The organism is Pseudoalteromonas sp. TAP-3C (assembly GCF_059888565.1).
On the sequence record NZ_CM187618.1, the window covers coordinates 2,244,257 to 2,268,326 of the forward strand.

Here is a 24,070-nt window from a genome sequence, read left to right on the forward strand (position 1 = left end):
GGGTTTTCGACTCAAAAAGCCTATTTCGGCTACTATTTTATGGAGTTATTATGCGTAAAACATTGATCGCCACTACAATTGCTAGTGCCTTATTACTATCTGCCTGCTCATCTGAAAGCACCCAAAACACAAAACAACAAAGCGCTGCACAAGTGCAAGATATCAACGCAAGCAATGTCTTGTTCAAACCAAGCCCATTACAATATATGGCCCCTGAATTTGATAAGTTTGGCACCACTGAATACGAAGCCGCATTTGATGCCGGTATTGCACAGCATAATGCTGAAATACTAACGATTGCCAACAACCCAGAACCGGCGACTTTTGAAAACACCTTAGTGGCAATGGAACTTGCTGGTGAGTTATTAAATCGTGCATCAGCAGCTTTCTACAACTTATCAGGTCTCATTTCTAACAATGAATATCAGCGCATTGATAAAAAAATGGCGCCGGTTTTCTCGGCTCACTCTGATGACATTTACTTAAATGGCGCGTTATTTGAGCGTGTACAAACAATATACGACACCAAAGATAAGTTAAGTGCTGAAGATCAACGCCTAGTAGATTTTTATTACAAACAATTTGTAAAAGCCGGTGCTAAATTAAACGATGCACAAAAAGCAAAAATGCGTGAAATTAACGCTGAACTTGCAAAGCTATCAACGGCGTTTTCTCAAAACGTATTAAAGTCGTTTAAAGAAGACGTGATTTTAGTAACAGATAAAAGCAAACTTGCTGGTTTATCTGAAGGTGACATTGCGGGCCTTGCAGCCGCTGCTGAAAAAGCCGGTAAAGATGGCTATATGATCACCCTAGTGAACACCACGCAACAGCCAATTTTAGCAAGCCTTGAAAATCGCGAATTACGTGAGCAAATTTTTAAAGCATCAACCAAGCGTGCCGCTAAAACAAACGGCCCTATTATTATTAAAGAAACTAACTTGCGCGCACAAAAAGCAGAACTATTAGGCTTTAAAGATTGGGCTTCTTATGTAATGACTTCGCGTATGGCGCAAACGACTGATAACGTGTACGGCATTTTAGATGACTTAGCACCTAAAGCGGTTGAAAAAGCAAAGGCAGAGGCACAAGCGATTCAAAAAGTGATTAACGATTCGGGCGAGAGCTTTGAACTTAAACCATGGGATTGGTCTTTCTACGCAGAAAAAGTACGCGCTGAAAAGTACGACCTAGATCCAGCCTTAGTAAAGCCTTACTTTGAAATGCAATCGGTTATTCATAACGGTTTATTTTTCGCTATGGAAAAACTTTACGGTATTACATTTAAAGAGCGTAAAGACTTGCCTGTATACCATGAAGATGTCACTGCCTATGAAGTGTTCAATGCCGATGGCAGCGCCATTGGTTTATTTTACATGGACCCCTATGCACGCGAAGGCAAACGTGGGGGTGCATGGATGAGTGCATACGTAAGCCAAAGCGGCTTAAAAGGCACTAAACCTGTTATATACAATGCGCAAAACATTCCAAAGCCGGCAGAGGGCGAGCCAACATTAATGACCTTTGACGAAGTATCGACTATGTTCCACGAATTTGGTCATGCGGCGCACGGTTTATTCTCGGATGTTAAATACCCAAGCCTTGCGGGTACGGCAACAGCACGTGACTTTGTTGAATTTCCATCACAAGCACACGAAGACTGGATGATTGAACCGACAGTACTTGCTAACTACGCTAAACATTACAAAACAGGCGAGCCAATTCCGCAAGCATTACTTGATAAAGTACTTGAGTCGCAAAAGTTCAATCAAGGTTTTGGTACTACTGAATATTTAGCCGCAGCACTTTTGGATATGGAATGGCATTCATTTGGCTCTGATAAAAAAGTAGCCGATGTACAGCAATTTGAAACTGATGCACTAAAAGCACACGGTATTGATTACTATCCTGTACCGCCACGTTACAAATCAAACTACTTTAGTCATACCTTTGCAGGTGGTTACTCAGCAGGTTACTACGCTTACCTGTGGACTGAAGTGTTTGCCGCTGATGCCTTTGCGCACATGGAAAACAACGGTGGCTTAACGCGTGAAAATGGCGATAAGTTCCGTAAAGAAATCCTATCAAAAGGTAATAGCCGTGATTTAATGCAAAGTTACATTGAATTTAGAGGCCAAAAACCAACCACTGATGCACTGCTTAAGCGCCGTGGTTTAGTTGACTAATTAAGAGCAACTAATATAAAAGCCCGCTTGCGGGCTTTTATTGTTTATACCTTACTTTATTACAGATAGACTTAGCCGATTAATTTTAAAAAATAATGATTATGCGCTATTTATTTGCAGTAACCTTAGTGTGGGCTTTTTCGTTTAGTTTAATTGGTGTGTACCTCGCAGGCCAAGTTGATGCGTGGTTTAGTGTGTTAATTCGTGTTGCCTTAGCAACCTTGGTGTTTTTGCCTTTTTTAAAGAAAACCCCCACCCTGCTTGCGGGGAAACTGATGCTAATAGGCGCGCTACAATTAGGCATTATGTATGGCTTTTATTATCACTCATTTTTATTTTTAAGCGTACCAGAAGTATTGCTATTTACAGTGATGACGCCACTTTACATTACCCTATTAAACGATGCGCTGAATAAACAGTTTAACCCACAGTTTTTTATCGTCGCTTTTATTGCCGTGTTAGGTGCTATTACCATTCGTTATGAAAACTTAGATAGTAGCTTCTTAACCGGATTATTACTGGTACAAGGCGCTAATATTAGTTTTGCTGCAGGGCAAGTAACCTACAAGCGTTTAATGGTTAATCAACAACTTGATGATAAAACCGTATTTGGCTGGTTTTTTGTCGGTGCACTCATTGTAGCAAGTGCCTGCTTTGCACTGTTTGGCAATACGGGTAAATTACCCAGCAACTTAACTCAGTGGGGTATACTTATTTACTTAGGTATTGTGGCCTCTGGTTTGGGTTATTTTATGTGGAATAAAGGCGCAACACTGGTTAATGTGGGGGCACTCGCGGTTATGAACAACCTGCTGATACCAGCGGGCATTATTGTTAACGTGCTTATTTGGAATAAAGATGCCGACATAATCAGATTAACCACTGGTGCTGCCATTATGCTATTGGCATTAGTCGTCAACCAAATGATGTTAAAAAAACACAGATAATGCCTTTGTAGTGAAATTGTCATTAAAAATGAGTAAGGTGGCGTTTAATTTTATATTTATGGATAAATAATGAAACATTTCCTTTTACTGGCAAGCTACCTATTAATAACCACACTCACTGGTTGCAATGGTGATGTTAAACTAGTCGATAAAAAAGTGCTCGCAACCAACACAAACACTGAAACAGTTGATGCAACCCAAGACGCTACTATTCAATTAGGTACTCGACCAGACTACCTAGTTGACGATATGGCTAACAGCGCACTAAAAACAAACCTAGAGTCGTGCAAAAACGGCCCCTTTTACCGTACTGATTTTTCAATTGGTCATCGCGGTGCCCCCATGCAATATCCTGAGCACACCAAAGAATCTTACATAGCAGCTGCTCGAATGGGTGCGGGTATTGTTGAGTGCGACGTAACCTTTACCAATGATAAAGAGCTAGTATGTCGCCATTCTCAGTGCGACTTGCACACCACCACCAATATTTTAGCCATACCCTCATTGGCTGCTAAATGCAGTGAGCCATTTACTCCAGCAAACTTCAATCGCGGCACGCCAGCTTCAGCTAAATGCTGTACTAGTGATATTAGTTTGGCTGAATTTTTAACCCTTGAGGGCAAAATGGATGGTGCGAACACCAGCGCAACCAATATCAGCGACTACATGAAAGGAACACCAAGTTGGCCCACTGATTTATACGCAAGTAGCGGTACACTCATGACCCATAAACAAAGTATTGCGCTATTTAAACAGCTAGGCGTAAAAATGACGCCAGAGCTTAAATCGCCACAAGTGAGCATGCCTTTTAATGGTATGACTCAAGCACAATACGCGCAAAAAATGCTCGATGAATATTCGCAAATGGACGTACCCGCTGAACGTGTTTTTCCACAGTCGTTTAATTTAGATGACGTTAAGTACTGGATCAATACCAATCCCGCATTTGCAGCACAAAGTGTGTATTTAGATGGGCGCGACAGCAATGCAGGATTTGATCCAAACAACGCAGCAACATGGCAGCCAAGTATGGAAGAGCTAGCTACCGGTGGCGTTAAAATTATTGCGCCACCACTTTGGATGCTATTGGCTATAGATAACAACAGTAATATAGTACCGTCTCAGTATGCTATTGACGCTAAAGCCGCAGGGCTTAATATTATTGCATGGAGTCTTGAACGCTCAGGTCCTCTAGATGAAGGCGGTGGTTGGTATTATCAGTCTATTAATGATGTTATAAATAACGATGGCGACATGTTCACTGTGGTTGATGTTTTAGCACAAGAAGTGGGAGTAATGGGTATATTTTCTGATTGGCCAGCCACCGTTAGCTACTATGCCAGCTGTAATAACATGCCTGCAAGTATTTAAATTTTTAGCATAGTGTGTTGTTTTACAAAATATGCTTTTAAATAATCCATAAACAAGCGCAATTTTTTAGAACCCGCCGCTCCTGGCGGGAACACACCAAACAGCTCAATGTCTTTGCTTTTATAATCATCGAGTATAATTTGCAGTAAACCTGCTTGTACTTTTGGCCAAGCATCGTAAAGAGGAACGCGTCCTATGCCATGCCCAGCCTCCACAAACGCAGTACGTGCAGCAGCATTATTGGTACTTAGCGACCCTTGCATTGTAATAGCATATTTTTTACCTTCTTTTTGTAAAGTCAGCGTTTTACTGCCTAATTGATATACCACCCACTGATGTTGTGCTAATTCATCGGGCTTATTAGGCCTACCAAAATGCGCAAAATAATCCGGTGCGCCACAAATACAGGTACTCATAGTCGTAAGCTTGGTGGCTTGTAAGTTCGAATCACGCAGAGCAACCCCTCTTATTGCAAAATCAAAGCCGTGTTTAATAATATCCACTACATCGTCAGTGAGCTGTAAATCTATATCAATTTTAGGGTACTGGCGCTTAAAGTTATTAATTGCAGGTACAATTAATTGCATCCCCACATTGACTGGACAACTTATTTTTAATAACCCTTGAGGTTCACTTTTTATATTTTCTATTTGCTGATTGGCGGCATTAGCCTGCTCGGTAATAACGCGGCAACGTTCATAGTAAGCCATACCCGCTTCGGTTAGTGTCATGGTACGAGTTGATCGATTAAGCAAAGTGATCTCAAGCTGTGTTTCTAACTTTTTTAAATGGTAACTCGCTACCGCTCGTGTAAAACCTAGCTGCTTTGCGGCTGCGGTTAAGCTTCCCTGCTCTACAATTTGCGCAAATACCACCATACTTTTTAATTGTTCAAACGAGACTTTCATGGGCGCTCCAGTGCGGTTTTGATTTCAACTCGTTTATTGTATCAATTATTAAATCAATTAAGTTAAATTTATCATCGTTGTTTAAAGGCGTGTTAACGCATATAGTGTTTATCAAGCAAGATTAATTAATTTAAATTATCACAAGGAATACCTTACATGGCTAAAAAAATACTAATGGTGCTTACATCACACGCAGAGCTTGGTAACACAGGTGAAAAAACCGGTTTTTGGGTAGAAGAATTTGCCGCCCCTTATTACGCATTTGTTGATGCAGGTATTGAAGTAACATTGGCTTCACCAAACGGTGGCCAACCACCAATCGATCCAACCAGTACACTGGCTGATTTTCAAACTGATGCCACCAAGCGTTACGACAACGACAGTGCAGCGCAAGCATTAATGGCAAACACAAAAGCACTGAGTGAAGTGAATGCGTCTGATTTTGATGCGGTATTTTACCCAGGTGGCCACGGCCCATTATGGGATTTAGTGGATAACACGAATTCAATCTCGTTGATTGAAGATTTTGTAAAACTACAAAAACCAGTGGCCGCGGTATGTCATGCCAGTGCGGTATTTTTAAATGTTAAAGACGCCGATGGCAATGCATTAGTTGCCGGTAAAAAAGTAACCGGCTTTACTAACAGCGAAGAAGCTGCTGTACAACTTACTGACATTGTTCCCTTTTTAGTTGAAGACGAGCTCATTAAAAAAGGGGGCGATTATCAAAAAACTGACGACTGGGGTGTACTTGCGCTTGAAGACGGCCTAGTGATCACCGGTCAAAACCCAGCAAGTTCAGAGTTGGCCGCTAAAAAACTAATTACCAAACTTGGTTAATTATGATTAATTAGTAAAAAGCACAGTTTAATGGCTGTGCTTTTTAATTTACTTTTCATTACCCACCACAATTCCTATACTGGCCACTGTTAACATTAATAAGGGCACCGTATGCCATCATCAAACAAATCATCCACTTTATCGTTACTCAGTAGTACCCGTTTTGCTATCATAAGCATTGTTACTATTTGTTTTGTGTTGCAACTTATTAATAGCCTACCGGGCATTAATTTAAATGGTTTGGGTATTTATCCGCGCAGTATTCAAGGGCTGGTTGGTATTCTTTGTGCCCCGTTTTTACATGGCAGCTGGTGGCATTTTGCCAGTAATATGCTGCCCTTTATTGTTTTAAGCTGGCTGATTTGCCAATACAGCGTACAGCGCTTTTATAGCGTATTTGTATTTACCGCTTTAGTAGGTGGATTACTGGTGTGGGTGTTTGCCCGCAGTAATATTCATGTTGGCTTAAGTGGCGTTATTTATGGCTTATGGGGCTTTATTTTAAGTTATGGCATTGTAAGGCGTTCATTTAAATCTATTTTTATTGCCGTTATCGTTGCCTTTTTATACAGTGGCTTTATCTGGGGCGTATTACCGCAGCGTTTTCATATCTCATTTGAGAGCCACTTATTTGGCGCATTAAGTGGATTGTTTTTAGGATACAAATTAGCAAAAACGGATAAATTAAAAGATCAGCAAGCAACAACTAAAACACGCGTTTAAATAAAAACAGAGGTTATTTATGAGTGAGAACAACGAATACACCCCGCCTAAAGTATGGACATGGGACAATGAGAGTGGTGGTAAATTTGCAAATATTAACCGCCCCATTGCCGGCGCAACTCATGAAAAAACACTGCCGATTGGTGGGCATCCATTTCAACTTTATTCGCTAGCCACTCCCAATGGTCAAAAAGTTAGCATTATGTTTGAAGAGCTTTTAGAGCTTGGTTTAACCGATGCTGAGTACGATGCGTATTTAATTAATATTGGTGAAGGCGATCAGTTTAGCTCGGACTTTGTTGATATAAACCCAAACTCAAAAATACCGGCACTGATGGATCATTCAACCACACCGCCAACACGCATATTTGAGTCGGGTGCAATTTTACAATACCTTGGCGAAAAATTTGATGCCCTTGTACCTAAAGATTTTAGCGCAAAAACCGAGTGTCGTAACTGGCTGTTTTGGCAAATGGGTTCGGCACCTTATTTAGGTGGTGGCTTTGGTCATTTTTACAGTTATGCACCAAGTAAAATGCAGTACCCGATTGACCGTTTCACCATGGAAACTAAACGCCAGCTGGATGTATTAAACCGCCATTTAAGCAACCATGAATACATGGCAGGCAATGAGTATTCAATTGCCGATATTGCTATTTGGCCGTGGTATGGCTCACTCGTGTTAGGCGATTTGTACGATGCGGGCGAGTTTTTAGATGTAGCCTCGTATACCTATGTTGTGCGCTGGGCTAAACAGATAGCTGCACGCCCTGCTGTTAAGCGAGGCCGTCGTGTTAATCGCACATGGGGCAAAGAGGAAGAACAGATGACAGAGCGTCATAGTGCTCAAGATTTTAAATAAAAGTCAAAATAGAGTTATATACTGACTAGCTACTATTTTTGATTAAATCTAAAAACATTATTTCTCATTTTTAATTTAAAAAACTAAATCGCAAAACCGCAGCACTTCGTATTTATAAGAAGTACTTTGTCTTAATTGCACGGTTAGAAAATATTTTGATCTTATGCGCCCAAAAATAAATGTTGTCTGGTTTAAACGCGACTTACGCTTAAGCGATCATCAACCGCTTAAAAATGCGTTTAGTAGCGCCCTGCCTACACTCTTAATTTATAATTTCGAGCCTTTACTACTTGAAGATGCGCATTACAACGAGCGACATTGGCGCTTTGTGTATCAGTCGCTCACTGATTTAAACCAGCAACTTGCCCGCTTTAATGCCTGTGTGTACGTATTTAAGCAAAATATGCATGACTTACTTGAATTACTGCGCACCCAGTTTGAAATAGTTAACTTATTTAGTCACCAAGAAATTGGCTTAAATAACACCTTCGAGCGCGACCAAGCCATTAAAACATGGTGCCAACACCATCATATTAACTGGTTAGAGTCGCCAACAGGGGCTGTGATACGCGGTAAAAAAAATCGCAATAATTGGAATGAGCGCTGGCAACAAACGATGCAAGCCCCTATTGCCATTCCAGATTGGAGACACATTCAACCAGTTACGCTCACTCACTATGAACCACCAACGCTGCCAAATAGTTACACCAATGATGATGATAATTTTCAACAAGGTGGACCACGAATTGCGCGTGAAACAATGCAAAGTTTTTTTGCAGAACGTGGTAAAGGCTATCAAAAAGGCATATCAAGTCCGAGTTTAAGTCGCACCCATTGCTCACGGCTATCGCCTTATTTAGCTTGGGGTAATATTAGCCTTAGGCAAGTCTATCAAATGGCGATTGAGCATTACCATGCAACGCATCCTGATAAAAAAGGCTGGAAGCGCCCGCTTGCCGCGTTTGTATCTCGGCTGCATTGGCATTGTCATTTTATGCAAAAGTTTGAAAGCGAATGTAGCATGGAATTTAAGGCACTCAACCCCGGCTACCATATATTTCCGTATCGCGATGACGCACAAGTTACAAGCGATATTGAACGCTGGGCACAAGGCCTAACAGGTATTCCTATTATTGATGCTTGTATGCGCTGCTTAAAAGTCACCGGTTATATTAATTTTAGAATGCGCGCTATGCTAGTTAGCTTTGTCACCCATCATTTAAATATTAGTTGGCAACAGGCAAGCTTACCATTGGCTAATTACTTTTTAGATTTTGAGCCAGGTATTCATTATCCACAAATTCAAATGCAAGCCTCTGTAACCGGCATTAATACCATTCGTCATTACAACCCTATAAAGCAGTCAGAGGATCAGGATCCAACCGGCGCGTTTATAAAAAAATGGTGTCCTGAACTTGAAAAGCTGCCCATTGAGTATTTACATCAACCTTGGGAGCAAACACCCATGGAAGCACTCTTTAACGACTTTAAATTAGGTGAAGATTACCCCGAGCCGATGCTTGATTTAACCACCGCCTCAAAAGAGGCACGTGAAAGGCTATGGCAATACCGCGAACGCAGCGATGTTAAACGCGCGATTCATGCCATACTAAAAAAACATGTGGCAATAACACCCACCGTACGTAAAACCAAAAAGTGATCAGGTAAATAACCATGGTTCATAAAAAGCTCACCCTTCCAGAAAAAATATGTCCTGTGTGCAACAAGCCTTTTGCGTGGCGTAAAAAATGGCAACGAGATTGGGATAACGTTATTTATTGTTCCGAGCGCTGTAAACGCAATAAATAACCTTAATAAAAGCTAATCCATTTTAATATCACTTTATAGTTTATATACCTGTTATAGTGAGTGGAGTTTCAACTTGCCACTCGTTGCAAGTTAACACTCTTAACCACCCCCTACTTAACAGTCAAGCACAGCTAAATAAAAATAACACCTTTTACCAAGCACAATTTTACAGCTTTGGCGTTAGCCTGCCTGTAAAACACCTCTTTGTTTGTCAGCGATGTAGCATTATTCGTTTATAAACTCAGCATACTTTAATCAAGGATATAGCATGAGTGAATTAACTATTGGCGTGATTGGAACATCACGTAAAACAGACGAAAGACGCTACCCGATACATCCTGCTCATTTAATGCGTATACCTGAAAAACTCAGAAAAAAAATGATTTTTGAACAAGGTTACGGCAGCGCATTTAATATCAGTGATGAAGAAATTACAGCACAAACAGGTGGAATTGCATCACGTAGCGATATTCTTAGCCAAATTGGTACCGCCATTATCGCAAAGCCGGTACTTGCCGATTTAAAAGAGCTAAAAGAAGGCGGCACAATTTGGGGATATGCACATTGCGTGCAGCAGCAAGCAATTACCCAAGCTGCACTCGATAGAAAACTCACCTTAATTGCCTTTGAAGATATGTTTGTATGGTCTCCACAGGGTAATGTTGGGCGTCATACTTTTTATAAAAATAACGAAATGGCAGGTTATTGTGCCGTGTTACATGCACTGCAACTAAAAGGCATTGACGGCCATTATGGTGAACAACGTAAAACTATTATTTTTAGTTTTGGTGCTGTTAGCCGAGGGGCTATTTATGCGCTTAAAGCCCGTGGTTTCAGAGATATTACAATTTGCATACAGCGCCCTGATCATGAAGTACGTGAAGAAGTATTGGATTGTCATTATGTAAAAATACGCCAAGGAAGTGAAGGCGAAGCAAGAATGATGGTGGTTGAGCACGATAGCTCACAGCGTCCCCTAACTGAACTCATCAGCGAAGCTGATATTATTGTTAATGGCACATACCAAGAAACCGCTAAACCGATTAACTTTGTGATTGAATCTGAGGCTGATTGCTTAAAGCCTAACAGCCTAATTATTGATGTAAGTTGCGATGAAGGAATGGGCTTCTTTTTTGCAAAACCAACAACATTTAAAAACCCGATGTTTAACTACAAAACCACAAATTATTATGCGGTTGATCATACCCCTAGCTACTTATGGGAGAGTGCAACCCGATCTATTTCTGCTGCGCTTATTGTATATCTGCCTACTTTTTTAGCCGGTCCCAAACAATGGCAAAAAGATGAGACCATTCGCCGCGCCATAAATATTGAACATGGAATAATTAAAAACAAAGCTATTTTAGCGTTTCAAAACCGTGAAAATACCCCGCCTTATCAACAAAAGATATAACTAAGTTACCTGGCTTCTATTTTGCAACTTACTTTATAAATAACGCTTTTTAGCTGTTTTGCTATGTATGGTTTACAACTTATTGCAAATAATACAGGCTAATACTGGTTAAGCTAAAAAGCTAACACCCTAAACAAGGTAAGGAGAACATAATGACAATTAAAAAAACGGCAAGCTCAAATTGGTCTGGCGATATTAAAAGTGGGAAAGGGGATATCTCAACACAAAGTGGCGCACTTGATAACCAGCCGTACGGTTTTAATACTCGTTTTGAAGATAAACCCGGCTCTAACCCAGAGGAGCTGGTTGGTGCAGCCCACAGTGCGTGCTTTAGCATGGCGCTGTCATTGGCTTTAGGTGACGCAGGCTTTACCGCTGAGAATATAAACACTAAAGCTATTGTAAGTTTAGATGAAGTAGACGATGGCTTTGCTGTCAGTAAAATTGAATTAATAGTTAATGCAAAAATTGCTGATATTTCCAATGAGCAATTTCAAGCCCTTTGCGAAAACACCAAAAAAGGCTGCCCTATTTCAAAATTACTAAACACCACGATTATGCTAACCGCAACGCTTAACTAATGATGTAAATTCACGGTATTTAAAGTGTAAAATAAGGTTATAGGCATATAACCTTATTGTTTATTTAGTAGTAAATAACTAAAAAAAGCAGCATAAATTTTTATTGTGAGTTACATTAGTAATAGCTAATTATATTATGTAAAACCTCAATACTTTGCTAAGCTTATTAGAAACTTAACTATAGGCAAATTACAAAGGGTCGATGAATGAATGAAAAATCAAAAAGTTGTGAAAAAGTGTCTTGTAATAATTGCGCTGATTCTAACGAACTAGATTTTGATTTTACGATGGCATTTCAGCCAATTGTAAATTGTCAAAGCAATACTGTTTATGGATACGAAGCGCTGGTTCGTGGATTGAATAATGAATCTGCCTATTCCATTATTTCTCGCGTTAACGATGACAATCGTTATACTTTTGACCAACTTTGTAGAATAAAAGCGATTGCGCTGGCCTCTAAACTAGGTGTAGACAGCATGCTAAGCATTAACTTTTTACCCAATGCAATTTATCAGCCAGAGCGCTGTATTCGTACTACATTAGAGGCTGCTAAAAAGTACAATTTCCCAACAACTAACATCATGTTTGAGTTCACTGAAGTTGAAAAAATAGAAGATGCTAGTCATGTTAAACGTGTTGTCGATTATTATCAAAAATTAGGCTTTAAAACCGCCGTTGATGATTTTGGCTCAGGGTATTCGGGGTTAAACTTACTCGCTGATTTTCAAACAGACATCATCAAGCTTGATATGGCATTAATACGTAGCATTAACCGAGACAAGAAACGCCAAGCAATTGTGCGCAACTGCTTAAACATGTTCAAAGAACTTAACATTACAGCACTTGCAGAAGGCATTGAAACGGTAGAAGAGTATTATTGGTTAAAAAATGCAGGTATTGAGCTAATGCAAGGCTATTTGTTTGCAAAACCCGGGTTTGAATGCTTGCCTGAAGTGAGCTTTCAATAACCGATCTTCCGCACCCATTTTAAGAATAAATCCGCTGATATTTTTCACCCAAGCAATCAACAATGGTTTGATTGCGCGGCTGCATATTCGCCACCATGGGTGGCTTATCAGGCCAATACATTATGATGATATGCTCGAAGCACTGGAACACCCAGCGTGCCGTGGGGCGTTGGCCCGGCTTGTATTTCATTGTGGGGAAGTAGCAGTTTTTCTCGACCAAGGTTTTGCGAATTTGATGCTCTAACCCCGCGTACACCATTAGGCAGCAAGTCATTACCATGAGTAACGCTTCAATGCGCTCAGGCTTTTTCAGGTAAATAGCGCTCGTAAGGAAGTCGGGACTTTTCAAGAATCGAAAGCCTTTTTCTACATTCTGCTGCGCTTTGTAGCTGCTCAGCAAGTTTGCCATGTCAAGATGGTCGCTAACATCATTGGTGGCAATAATGAACAAACCCAGTTGTTGTAAAGCGGCTTTTCTGGATGCCAGTGGTGTGCATAATGCACCCGTAATCTGGTATTCGATACGCTCAGGAGATTGTCCGAGTTTAGGGCGTCCTGCTCCCTTAAAAATGGCTACTTCAACAACATGTGCATCCACATCACATACCGCTTGTTTACCTCGCCATTTGACAAGGGCTGCTTGAGCATCTTTTTCGCAAGCGAAGCGTTGTTGGCACAGTTTTTTAAAGCTTTTGCGGGCAACTTCTCCGGCTTTTAGCATACGCTTGTTCAGGTTATGCTGCTCTCGCTTATACGCCTGCTCACTGCGAATGAGCAACCATTTTTGTTTCACCCCCCCATATTCGCTGTCATAACTCACGCCTTCATAGCCTGCTGAAATCGGCGTAAAATTCAAGTTAGGCGCTTGCTTAACGAGGCTTTTGGCTTCTTTGAGGGTTTGCGGTACCCGCGTAATGAACAGTTGGCCTTGAGTATGTAAATCTTTAATGGTTTCTTGCACATACAAGGCGGCATCGGCCACCAAATAGCGGCTGGCTTGCGCGGCTTTTAAACTGCCAATATGTGCCTTTACAATCTGTTTAAAGCCTTCCATGTCATTACTGTTGCCACTGGCAGGCTTCATATAAACCGGTATGCCGGATTGGTTCTCACAGATAAGATTGAGTATCACTTGGTTGAGCTCAGGGCGATGGTCGCGCGAATAGCCTTTGGCGATACGGATAGGTTTTGGTTCACCATCATCGGGCTCGCTTGTCGCTTTGCCATCGTAATGAAAGCTTGTCGAATCAAGGTGTAAGGCTTGGGTTTGCAACCCTAATTTCTCTACCACCGCCTCGCCCAATTGTTGATACAGCTTCGATACGCCGTATTCATATAAGGTGTCTAAACAGCGACCAAGCGCATCGTCGTTGATGTGCTCGGACTTTACGCCTTCACCAATTAATCTATCAAGCGGCTTGCCTTGAAAATACTCGCTGTACATATGCAGTGTGCGGCCAGTGAAACCTAAGCCGTTTAGCACCATGGCCAACACCAATTGACCACAACTGATGTTGCGCTCAGGCGCCACGCCACCGAGTGCGTTATCAATAATATCGACAAAGCCTAGATCGTGACAAAATCCAGCAACTAAGCCGTGGTGTTCGAGTTTTTGGGCATAAGGGATAGACATAAATACGCGCTCTCAAAAGAGAGTAATAGATCAAATATGGGGATCGCCGTCAAGTATTTTTTAACAAAATTCGATCAACCGCTCATTTAATGAACTAATTTAATTCAGATTTAGGGTGCGGAATGACAGCAATAACACACAGTTGTTATAAAAAACCGCCAGTTAGGCGGTTTTTTCGTTTTGGCGCCCACCGTATAGTTTACATATTTCCCAGCTCTATCATCATTGCAGTGTACATACGCAAATTAAGCTCGAGCTGTTCAAGGGTAATAAACTCATGCTCTGAGTGCCCAGTGTAACGTTTACCCGGCATTGAAGGGCCAAACGATACTGCATTATTAAATAACTTAGCATTTGTACCGCCCCCAATAGAGACAAAACCCGCGTTTTTATCACCCGTAAAATGTTTAAAAATATCAAGTAGCTTTTGTGCATGCGGCGCGTTATCTAAAAGCATAGGTGTGCCAATGGTGGTGTTAATATTAGCTAACGTGACCTGATTAGCCGTTTGCCAATTAGTAAGTGCTTTATCAATTTGTTGCTTAAGTAACACCTCATCTTTACCCACAGGGCGGCGGGCATTAACGGCTAAAGTAAGCGCATTACCCTGACGTTCAATCACCGTAGGTGCGACGGTCATTGGCCCCATAAAATCATGTTTATAAGCAATTTCACCAAACTGTTTGCCATAAATATCTAAACCAATAAGCTGATTTACAAATTTAATTAACTGGCCGTCACTGTTGTTTTCAAGCTCAACGTCTTTAAATATTTCAGCTAAATGAGCAATGGCATTTACGCCTGATTCTGGCTCAGATGAGTGAGCCGACATGCCTTTAACGCTTATGGTCAGTGCGTTATTTTGCTCTGTAAAAGTAAATTCAACTTGCTTAAGTGTATTCGCTTTTGCTTTTAATTGATTAATTAATGTTACATCGGCGTTATGTAGTAATAGGCTGGCATCTTCTGGGATTTGGCTGGCAAATGCGCCGCCGGTTACCTCGCTTACATACACAGCTGTTTTTGGTGATGTTGCATCAAATGTCGGCGCAATTAAGCTCCACCCTTTTTCAGCAACCACCACAGGGTAAGAGGCATCAATGGTTACCGCATATTTTGGTTGCTGATAGGTTTTCATAAATTCGGTTAAAGGCCCCCAATCAGACTCCTCCGCTAGATAAATCATGAGTTCAATGCGGTTATTAAGCGCTATGCCTCTATCTTTTATCGCTTTCATGGCATATAAAGCAGTAGCAATTGCGCCTTTGTCGTCTTCGGTGCCTCGGCCAATTAATTTACCCTGTTCTGAGGTATCAATAATAAATGGGCTTTGCTTCCATTTGCTGGCGTTTGCAGGTTGTACATCACCATGGGTGACTATGGTTACCTTTTCAGTTTGTTGCCCCATACCAATAAGCACGGTGTAACCTAAATCCTGATAATCAAAACCAAGCTCAGCGGCTTTCATTTTTAATAGCGCTTTAAAGCCAATAAAGTCGGGGTTTTGTGGCGCACTTAAACTAGACTTATTAACAGTAGGAAACGACACCAAATTAGTTAGCGTATGCACCTGTGCATTTTGGTAGGTATTTACCGCATATTCGGCCACGCTTTCACTGTATTTATTTAATTGGGCCTGCGCGCTAAACGCACACAAGAACATACTCGCTAAAACTAATTTTTTCAAAACAGCGTCCATTTAATTAACAACTAAGAACCATGATTATAACGCCCTAACTTAATAACAAACAACGCTTTGCGATTGACCGTCAAACCGCCACTATATTTGTCTAACAGCTTTACTAAAGATGGCTGTATAATACGGTGCTTAAAATTACGGGGTTAATCATGAATCGCAGAAAAAAGATCGTCACTAAGTTTAATAGCAAAGATAAACGCGCTAATGCCAAGCTGCATAAAAGCAATAAGCCCGCTTATATCTCCAAAGCAGAACGTGCAAAGCTTGCCGAACACGTTATTGAACCAGATGACATTGACGCGCCACAAACAAATGCTTAATGACATTATAATAATGCCCACTATTACGCATTGGCCGCAAAGTAACTTAACGTTAACGATTTAGGGTTAAGCGGCTTGCATCTTTTGCGGCAAAATATGCTTTAAAAAATGGCCGCATTACACAACTTAACCTCCCCATGCACCAGCAGTTTTGGTTAGTAACGCATAAAAAATACAAAAAACCGTTGTTAACACAATTTATTGATTTCTGTGAACAGAAGTAATACGGCTACTTTTAGCAATAAACCGTCAGATTCGATTAACCTAAAACCGAATCTGACAGCTCATACTAATTTACTCACTTATTTTAAAACGCGTAACTCATAGCCAAATTAATAGAGCGACCCTGCCCTACTAATTGATTAAACCCTTGCGTTGAGTCTTGCTTAAACTTTGCAATACTCACGCCGCCCAGTGGTAACTGGTAATACTCATCAAGCAGGTTGGTAATATCAACACTCACGGTCAGCGCATCCCAACTGGCTTTAGAGCTTAAATTAAGTAAATGATACTGCGCAGTTTGGTTTTCTAGACGATTGCTATCTACACGGGTTTTACTATCGACCCATTGCCAAGTAAGTGCATTTTCAAAGCGGCCAATTTGCTGGTTAATGGCAAATTGGGTTTGCAGCGGCTTAATTTGATACAAAGGCTGATTGGTATCGTCGCGCTTACCGCGGGTGTTAGTAATGTTAGCGTTTAACAACCAGCTACCATACTGCTTAGATTCATGCAGTGCTAATGCTGCATCAAGCTTTAACCCGTACAAAGTGGCATTTACATTATCAAACTTTAAAATATTACGGGTGTTATCAGCAAGACTTGTTCGGTTAAAGCTTCTTACTATATTGGCGTCAATATAGTCATTCACGTCGCTCACCCAGGCATTAGCACTCATACGCCAGCTGTCGTCTTTTGCCATGGTATTATAGGTTGTACTTAGCGTGTGCGCGGTTTCAGGTTTTAGAGCCATGTTACCAATATAGCCATTACCATCACCGAACCAGCCAATCATAGTGGTGGCCATATTGCCCACACCCCAGCTGTAACGCTCGTATAAATTAGGCGCACGGTTTTTACGGGCTAAGCCAATTTGCAGCTCGTCATTATTGCTTAGTTGGTAGTTAATGAGCACGTTTGCATCAAGTAGGTTATCTGTTTGTTTTTTGTTTTTATCATTAAACTCTTTAGCCGCCATAGCATCACTTGGCATGTTATTCATCATGCTGCTCATAGCATTCATGGCCGCCATGCCTGTGTTATATGCTTGCACGTCATCAGTATTAGTCAAGACGTTTTCAAACCGAATACCTGCATTTAACCACCAGCGGGTATTTAATTGGCTTTCATATTCAGCAAGCAAGGCAATACGCTGACGCCGGCCATTATTAATGTTTTTATAGTCATTTGGCCCCATCATCATTGAGCCTTCAACCGCTGGCCACCAATCATCAAGGTTCATATAATGATATTCTTGCGCGAGCAATAGCTGGCTGTTGTTATCAATCGCTAATCGCCACTTTAACTGTGAGCTTATATCTTCAGCGTCGGTTTTCATTGGCATTTTTCCGGGCTTTTCTGCGCTAAAAAAGCCCATATCATGCTTTACGCTGTGCCAATTTAATTGTGCTTCAAGCTCACTGTTAGTAAAAGCACGCTTATACTGGGCAACAGCGCCATAGCTGGTGTTATCTGTCATATCCATATATTGGTTAGCAAAGCCTTGATACGGTATTTTTTGATGGCTTAGTTTTACCACTAACTGCTGCTTATCATCGCGCATGGCAGCGCTTAAACTATGGTTTTGCGCGCGGTATAGGGTATCGAGCACTAAATCGCCGATACCATCTTTATAACTGTTAGCATCACTAAACGCGCCCTGATAATTAAAACTGAATACATCACTTGCTACACGCATGCCTGCGCCTACTTTTTTAGCATTATCAATACTATTATGCTGTGCTGATACATAACCAGAGTGCCAGGCAAGCTCGCTGTTTTGAGTATATTGAGGCGCGATGGAATTAACCGCGATCACCCCTGCAATATTATCGCCACCGGCACTTACCGGAGAAATACCCGCAATTACTTTGTAGCTACTAATTTGATTGGCTGAAATATACGACAACGGCGGGTTCATTTGATTGGCACAGGCAGCGGTGATTTGTGCACCATCTACCAATACCGCTACTCTATCACCCATTAAACCATTTAAAACCGGCAAGTTAGCCATGCCACCAGCCGCTGAAAAGTCCACGCCTAAATCCGTTAATAACGATTCAGATGAACCGAGCGATAGGTGTTTGTTTTGTGCTTGGCCATGCACTTCAATTACTTCAATTGAGGTGTCATCTGCAAAGGCAATAGGCGATAGTACGCTACTTATAACAAGTGCTAAAGGCGATAATAAATAAGAAGTTGAACGGATTTTTTTATCAGTCATTATTAATTTACCACAAAATTTTTGTGGGTAAATTATACGTGCTGCAGCAATATAAAAAGCGCGACATATTGTCGCACTTTGTTAACTTTTAGCGCTGTTGGTCATCAAAAATATCTTCTATTGTTAGCTCAAACAGCCTTGCTGCTTTAAAAGCCAATGGCAAGCTGAGATCAAAATGATCTTTTTCAATCGCATTAATGGATTTATCACCTAATGGCCACGCCATGATTGGCGCATTAGTGCAGTGTGCGTTTAATATTGCTAATGCTATTGGCCCTTGGGTTGGAGGCATTGCTATTGCACAGGGTGCACAGCCGAATCAAACCGGTTATGTTGCAGGAGTATTATTTTTAGCTGGGCTAGTAATGTGGTGGCTGAGCTTTATACAAATAAACAACAGGCAGGCTGCGACAGTATATTACTTATAAAAGAGCCGCATAGCGGCTCTTCTGCACTAATTTATGGCTTAATTACACCTCAATTGATGCCATATCAATCACAAAGCGGTATCGCACATCGGAGCGCTCCATGCGCTCATAAGCGGTGTTAATTTCATCTATGTTGATCATTTCACACTCAGGTAGAACGTTATGCTCACCACAAAAATCCAGCATTTGCTGTGTTTCTGCAATACCACCAATTAACGAACCCGCCACACGACGGCGGCCCAATAAAAGCGGCACCGTGTTTATTTCATCGATTGGCCCTATTTGACCTACAATCACTAACGTGCCGTCAATATCAAGCAGCGGTGTATAAATTGATAAATCATGCTTTACCGGCACGGTATCAATAATAACGTCAAAGGCTGACTGCGCATTTTTCATTTCATCATCGTTGTTTGATACTAAATAATGCTGTGCGCCGAGCTTAATTGCATCTTCTTTTTTAGACTCAGTACGACCAATAACAGTAACAGCTGCACCCATGGCAACTGCATTTTTAACCGCCATATGGCCCAGTCCGCCAAGGCCAACTACAGCAACGCGGCTACCTTTTTTAACGCCCCACTTATGTAGCGGAGAGTAGGTGGTAATACCAGCGCACAGTAACGGTGCCACGCGTGAGAGCTCTAAATTTTTAGGCACAGAAAGCACAAACTCTTCGCGCACTACAACATGTTTAGCGTAGCCGCCTTGGGTCATTTCACCGTTTATTCTATCCTTAGCGCTGTAAGTACCTACCATGCCTTCACGACAAAACTGCTCTTCGTGGTTGTGACATTGATCACAGCTTTGGCAGGAGTCAACCATACAGCCTACGGCAACAGTATCGCCTAGCTGGTATTTGCTTACATCACTACCAACTGATATTACTTTACCGACAATTTCGTGCCCTGGGACAAGTGGGTAATTACTGCCACCCCAATCGTTACGCACTGCATGTAAGTCTGAATGACATACGCCACAATATAAAATTTCTATTGCTACATCGTTATTTCGTAAATCGCGGCGCTCAAAAGAAAACTCTGTAAGTTCAGAACCTTGGCTTTTTGCTGCATATCCGACTGTTTTCATAATAACTCCATAGTTTATTAAAAATCACACGCAGTATGCACTGTCAGCTCTGAACATAAGCTGATCATGTGCAACTGCAAATAGCCCTGCAAAAACGCGGGGCTGTTTTTCTGTTATCAATTATTGCACGACAACAGCATTTAACTCGTCAATCAGTGTTTTAATGCGCTGCGCATTTTTACCTAAATCGCTTTTTCCAATGCGTGATTTACTGCGTATATCGACCACGCGCTTACTGCCTTTATCGTTAATACGCACCACTACATCGTCTTTAAAACCAAACCATGTGGTGGTGTCCGTCGCTTCAACAATGCCATTATTAACATCACTATTAACCAGTTCCCAACCTAAGTTTTCCATTGCTTGGGTCGTTGCTGCCACCAGCTCTGTTTGAGTTTGGTTATAGTCTAATGATTTTAGCTCTGGATACGCTTTACGTTGCTGCACTGCGGTTTCTTCACCGGCGTAAGCCACCGGGTTTGGCGCACCAGCGCGCAAAGGTACTATGGCCACAAATGCTGGAGGGTTAACTAAATCAGTCGAAATGTCATGAATAGGCGGAACACTTTTTGCCGTATTCATCATGTTAACTGGCATTGCAATAGCGACCGCTGCAAAAATAATTGTTACTACAGCGCTTACTAGGCTCACTGTTTTACGCATAAATATAACCTGAATTAACAGCAATGCTAATGCTGCACCGCCTACATAAACGCCTAATCTAAATCCAGAAAACGCCGTGCCTAGCTCAACCATATTAAATTTATAAAGTGGTCCAGGTAATACCACCAGTAAAAAGGCGATAAGCCCAACTAAGCTGACTAAATGTTTCATTGCCTACTCCTTTATTATTTGTCATTGTTATTTTCAAACAGTTTTATACTGCCAAGCATTTAATTTAGATTACTATTAAAGATAAGTGTATAAAAAATAATTATTTTTATTAACTTTAAGATAGCACATACTTACCAAATACTGATACATCCCCTACGATATAATTGCTATTAACTAGATCAACTTGTTACATGCTGTAATACAGCTAAAGTGCGGTTATTTTTACTTGCTTTGCTTGACTCCTTGGCAAAAATCAACAAACTACGGGGGTAAAATTACTGGGGTATTGTTATTTATGAAAACAGAAGTAAGTTATCAATTTGAATCGTCGCAAGTGGCCAACCGCTTTTTACATGAATTGAAAAACTGGCCAGTTAATACAGTAAAAACTCGTCTTTTTAATGGGGGTGATAGCGTTAAAGTAAGTTATGAATACGATGAAAGCGGATTTGACTATACCCTTGCTGAGCTTGACGATTTAGCTGAGCAACACAGTGGAAAAGAGGTTTAAAATAAAACCGGACATGCCTTAATATATTATCTATAAACATGTGATTTACCGGCTTTCACTGTTTTATCACATTTTACTTTTTACTCTATTGGTCGCTATGCTGTTTGCAGGATCATCTGGCCAAAAATGTTTCGGGTAACGGCCTTTCATCTCTTTTTGTACATCGCGATAACTTGTGGCCCAAAAATTCGCTAAATCTTGAGTAAGTTGTAATGAGCGCTTACCTGGGGATAACAGCTCCATTAATAAAGGTAGCTTACCATTGACAAGCGTTGGCGTACTGGTTAAACCGTATACCTCTTGCATGCGCACACTGAGCTTGGCGGGGCCATCAAGTTGATATTCTATTTTAATATTTGAGCCACTAGGGACCGTTAAGCGCAGCGGCAGTAGCGATTTTAGTGCGCTTTGCTGTTGCCAATTAAAACAGTGTTGCAGTGCCTCAAAATAATTAAACTTTTTAAGTTGCTCAAGGGTTTTAATATCTTCAAGGTACACCCCTAACCAACTACTCGCTGAGGCAATGAGTTGTTGTTGGGAAATAACAGGAAACTGCTCAGGCATCAATTTACTGGCTAAGCACATCCGAATAAGTAACTGCTCGCTTTCTTTTTGCTCGTTAAACAGTGAAAAGCCCTGCTTGGCAAACAAATTAAGCCACGCCTTGGCACGCTCAGTTTTATCAAGCGTGTGTTTACTTGGTTGGCTGCTTAACGTAATTGCACCAAGCTTTACTTCGTCTTGATGGATAAAGCGGGCGGTTTTTTCATCAAACTCGCAGCGAGTCAGCTCAGTAAATAAATGTGGTAAATAGTCTTTGAGCGCAAATGGATTTAGCGCCGTGGCTGCAAAAATACGCCCGCCTTTGTGCCCGCCCATACTGGCAATCGCTAGGTATTCGTCATTGTGCCAGTTCTCTAGATTAAGCTCTGCACCTGCGCCATTAGCAAGTAAGTAACCATTACCGCGTTTTTTAGCGATACGGTCTGGGTAGCCAAGTGCCACCAGTAAACTTAAATGCTCGGTATTTAAATCGGTGTGATTATCGGTAAACTTTAAGCGTTTTTGCCAATAGTTTAATTGCTGCTTAAAAACAGGATGAGGCCGTTGCTGTTGACTGTGTAATGCTAAATTAAGCTCATTGACTGTATTAATGCGGCTTTCAAGCAAGGCCACTAAATAAATAGCCAAACGATAAACGCCCTTTAATTGTGGCTCTAACATTTGTGCTTTTAGCAACATATGCGCCAGGCGAATATCAGTACCAAAACTGAGTATTTTGCTACCTAATAAAGTAAGCTTGCCGCTGCTGTCAATCGCCTCCAACATGGTTAATAAATTTGTCGCTTGAATGCATTGTTGCTCTGAGGGTTTATCAAGTAAAGTAAGATCATCCATGCTTGCCCCCCACTGCTTTGCCTCTAGCATCAGTTGGCTAATATCTGAGGTAAGAATATCGGGATTATCGTGAGCGCTGCGTCGCTCAAAGGTTTGTTTAGAGCCCAGTCGGTACACCACACCTGGCTCTATTCGCCCTGCACGCCCTGCACGTTGTACCGCCGATGAGCGCGATATACTTTGGGTGGTCAGCTCGGTGACGCCGGTTTTTAAATTAAAGCTCGCTGCACGGCGCTTGCCGCTATCGATTACAATTCGAATACCTTCGATGGTTAAACTGGTTTCGGCCACATTGGTGGTTAGCACCACTTTTCGCATTCCCTTTGGCGCAGGGGCTATCGCCGCTTGTTGCTTAGCTTTATCTTGCTCACCAAATAAAGTGGCGACTAGGCAGTTGCTAGGTAAGTCGCTCAATGCTTGTTGCACGCGCAGTATTTCTCGCTGGCCGGGTAAAAATACCAGCGCACTGCCTGTTTGCTCATCGAGTGCTTGTTTTATTATTGATGGAATAACATCAAGCCAGCGGCTTTCATCTTTTATCGGATAATATATTTCGTCAATCGGATAACTTCGCCCGCTTGATTGGATCACTGGGCAATTAAAAAATGTGGTGTATCGCTCGGTATCTAAAGTGGCCGACATAAGTAAAATAGTTAAATCTTCACGCAGTGCTAATTGCGACTCTAAAGCGAATGCCAGTGCGGTATCGGCGGCAATGGAGCGTTCATGAAACTCATCAAAAATCAGTAAATCAACATCACTAAGCTCAGGGTCGTTTTGTAACATGCGCGTTAGCATGCCCTCGGTGACTATTTCAAGACGCGTGTGCACGCTTACTTTACTTTCACCTCGAATGCGTAAACCGACACTTTGACCCACAGCTTCATTTTGGCATTGCGCTAAATAATTGGTAATATTTCGCGCCGCTAAGCGCCGTGGCTCTAGCATAACGATACGTTTATAATGTCCTTCGCGCATCAGCTGTAATGGCAACCACGTTGATTTACCCGCACCAGGCGGCGCTTGCAGTAAGGTGATTGGATTAGTTTTTAATGCATCAATGAGTGACTGAAATATTGCTTGAACCGGCAGCACGTTATTTATCC

20 protein-coding genes and 2 pseudogenes are annotated in these 24,070 nt (G+C 41.5%); 14 read left to right on the top strand and 8 right to left on the bottom strand.

The window, feature by feature from the left end:
* Positions 1–50 precede the first annotated feature (50 nt).
* The 3 genes from AC6H44_RS10560 to AC6H44_RS10570 all read left to right on the top strand — a co-directional run bounded on the left by AC6H44_RS10560 (position 51) and on the right by AC6H44_RS10570 (position 4,504).
* Positions 51–2,186 carry a M3 family metallopeptidase gene (locus tag AC6H44_RS10560; RefSeq protein ID WP_500735391.1) on the top strand — a complete coding sequence of 712 codons (2,136 nt, stop codon included), beginning with the start codon at positions 51–53 and terminating at the stop codon, positions 2,184–2,186.
* Between the two features lie 101 nt (positions 2,187–2,287).
* Positions 2,288–3,133 carry a DMT family transporter gene (locus tag AC6H44_RS10565; RefSeq protein WP_500735392.1) on the top strand — a complete coding sequence of 282 codons (846 nt, stop codon included), beginning with the start codon at positions 2,288–2,290 and terminating at the stop codon, positions 3,131–3,133.
* A gap of 69 nt (positions 3,134–3,202) precedes the next feature.
* Positions 3,203–4,504, top strand: coding sequence for a glycerophosphodiester phosphodiesterase family protein (locus AC6H44_RS10570; protein WP_500735393.1), 1,302 nt, complete (start codon positions 3,203–3,205; stop codon positions 4,502–4,504).
* Here AC6H44_RS10570 and AC6H44_RS10575 read toward each other — a convergent pair.
* Entirely contained in the window at positions 4,501–5,412 is a 912-nt protein-coding gene (locus AC6H44_RS10575) for a LysR family transcriptional regulator (RefSeq protein ID WP_500735394.1), read from the bottom strand. The genes AC6H44_RS10570 and AC6H44_RS10575 overlap by 4 nt on opposite strands.
* 156 nt (positions 5,413–5,568) lie before the next feature.
* Between AC6H44_RS10575 and AC6H44_RS10580 the strand changes: the two genes are divergently transcribed.
* The 8 genes from AC6H44_RS10580 to AC6H44_RS10615 all read left to right on the top strand — a co-directional run bounded on the left by AC6H44_RS10580 (position 5,569) and on the right by AC6H44_RS10615 (position 12,609).
* Complete coding sequence (locus AC6H44_RS10580) at positions 5,569–6,252, top strand: type 1 glutamine amidotransferase domain-containing protein (protein WP_500735395.1); 684 nt, start codon at positions 5,569–5,571, stop codon at positions 6,250–6,252.
* 111 nt (positions 6,253–6,363) lie between these two features.
* A complete protein-coding gene (locus AC6H44_RS10585) occupies positions 6,364–6,975 on the top strand; it encodes a rhomboid family intramembrane serine protease (protein WP_500735396.1) in 612 nt (203 codons plus the stop codon).
* A gap of 19 nt (positions 6,976–6,994) precedes the next feature.
* Complete coding sequence (yghU, locus tag AC6H44_RS10590) at positions 6,995–7,837, top strand: glutathione-dependent disulfide-bond oxidoreductase (RefSeq protein ID WP_500735397.1); 843 nt, start codon at positions 6,995–6,997, stop codon at positions 7,835–7,837.
* 163 nt (positions 7,838–8,000) lie between these two features.
* A complete protein-coding gene (locus tag AC6H44_RS10595) occupies positions 8,001–9,497 on the top strand; it encodes a cryptochrome/deoxyribodipyrimidine photo-lyase family protein (RefSeq protein ID WP_500735398.1) in 1,497 nt (498 codons plus the stop codon).
* 14 nt (positions 9,498–9,511) lie between these two features.
* Complete coding sequence (locus AC6H44_RS10600) at positions 9,512–9,646, top strand: DUF2256 domain-containing protein (RefSeq protein WP_500735399.1); 135 nt, start codon at positions 9,512–9,514, stop codon at positions 9,644–9,646.
* Positions 9,647–9,914: 268 nt separating this feature from the next.
* Positions 9,915–11,060 (top strand): N(5)-(carboxyethyl)ornithine synthase, encoded by a 1,146-nt coding sequence (locus AC6H44_RS10605; RefSeq protein WP_500735400.1) that lies wholly within the window; start codon positions 9,915–9,917, stop codon positions 11,058–11,060.
* Positions 11,061–11,212: 152 nt separating this feature from the next.
* Complete coding sequence (locus AC6H44_RS10610; RefSeq protein WP_500735401.1) at positions 11,213–11,641, top strand: OsmC family protein; 429 nt, start codon at positions 11,213–11,215, stop codon at positions 11,639–11,641.
* A gap of 206 nt (positions 11,642–11,847) precedes the next feature.
* Positions 11,848–12,609 carry an EAL domain-containing protein gene (locus AC6H44_RS10615; RefSeq protein ID WP_500735402.1) on the top strand — a complete coding sequence of 254 codons (762 nt, stop codon included), beginning with the start codon at positions 11,848–11,850 and terminating at the stop codon, positions 12,607–12,609.
* Between the two features lie 19 nt (positions 12,610–12,628).
* Here the strand turns inward: AC6H44_RS10615 and AC6H44_RS10620 are convergent, their stop codons facing one another.
* Positions 12,629–14,242: an IS1634 family transposase gene (locus AC6H44_RS10620; RefSeq protein ID WP_500735403.1), complete on the bottom strand. Its 1,614-nt coding sequence runs from the start codon at positions 14,240–14,242 to the stop codon at positions 12,629–12,631.
* A gap of 199 nt (positions 14,243–14,441) precedes the next feature.
* Positions 14,442–15,929, bottom strand: a complete 1,488-nt coding sequence (locus AC6H44_RS10625) for a dipeptidase (protein WP_500735404.1) — start codon at positions 15,927–15,929, stop codon at positions 14,442–14,444.
* A gap of 161 nt (positions 15,930–16,090) precedes the next feature.
* On the opposite strand from AC6H44_RS10625, the gene AC6H44_RS10630 reads away from it, so the two are divergent.
* The gene (locus AC6H44_RS10630; RefSeq protein ID WP_500735405.1) at positions 16,091–16,261 is read left to right on the top strand and encodes a DUF2986 domain-containing protein; all 171 of its coding nucleotides are present in this window, start codon (positions 16,091–16,093) and stop codon (positions 16,259–16,261) included.
* 307 nt (positions 16,262–16,568) lie between these two features.
* Here the strand turns inward: AC6H44_RS10630 and AC6H44_RS10635 are convergent, their stop codons facing one another.
* Both AC6H44_RS10635 and AC6H44_RS10640 read right to left on the bottom strand, forming a co-directional pair.
* Positions 16,569–18,704, bottom strand: a complete 2,136-nt coding sequence (locus AC6H44_RS10635) for a TonB-dependent receptor (protein WP_500735406.1) — start codon at positions 18,702–18,704, stop codon at positions 16,569–16,571.
* Between the two features lie 88 nt (positions 18,705–18,792).
* Positions 18,793–18,909, bottom strand: a pseudogene (locus tag AC6H44_RS10640) (helix-turn-helix transcriptional regulator); the annotation flags it as partial.
* Between AC6H44_RS10640 and AC6H44_RS10645 the strand changes: the two are divergent.
* Positions 18,899–19,132 (top strand): annotated as a pseudogene (locus AC6H44_RS10645) (MFS transporter); the annotation flags it as partial. The pseudogenes AC6H44_RS10640 and AC6H44_RS10645 sit on opposite strands and share 11 nt — an antisense overlap.
* A 42-nt stretch (positions 19,133–19,174) precedes the next feature.
* Here AC6H44_RS10645 and AC6H44_RS10650 read toward each other — a convergent pair.
* Both AC6H44_RS10650 and AC6H44_RS10655 read right to left on the bottom strand, forming a co-directional pair.
* A complete protein-coding gene (locus AC6H44_RS10650; protein WP_500735407.1) occupies positions 19,175–20,221 on the bottom strand; it encodes an NAD(P)-dependent alcohol dehydrogenase in 1,047 nt (348 codons plus the stop codon).
* Positions 20,222–20,341: 120 nt separating this feature from the next.
* On the bottom strand, positions 20,342–21,055 hold the full coding sequence (locus AC6H44_RS10655) for a DUF1499 domain-containing protein (RefSeq protein WP_500735408.1): 714 nt from the start codon (positions 21,053–21,055) through the stop codon (positions 20,342–20,344).
* 295 nt (positions 21,056–21,350) lie between these two features.
* Here AC6H44_RS10655 and AC6H44_RS10660 point away from each other — a divergent pair, with 295 nt between their 5' ends.
* Entirely contained in the window at positions 21,351–21,566 is a 216-nt protein-coding gene (locus AC6H44_RS10660) for a hypothetical protein (protein WP_500735409.1), read from the top strand.
* Positions 21,567–21,632: 66 nt separating this feature from the next.
* Here AC6H44_RS10660 and hrpB read toward each other — a convergent pair whose 3' ends face one another.
* Complete coding sequence (hrpB, locus tag AC6H44_RS10665; protein ID WP_500735410.1) at positions 21,633–24,059, bottom strand: ATP-dependent helicase HrpB; 2,427 nt, start codon at positions 24,057–24,059, stop codon at positions 21,633–21,635.
* Positions 24,060–24,070 lie beyond the last annotated feature (11 nt).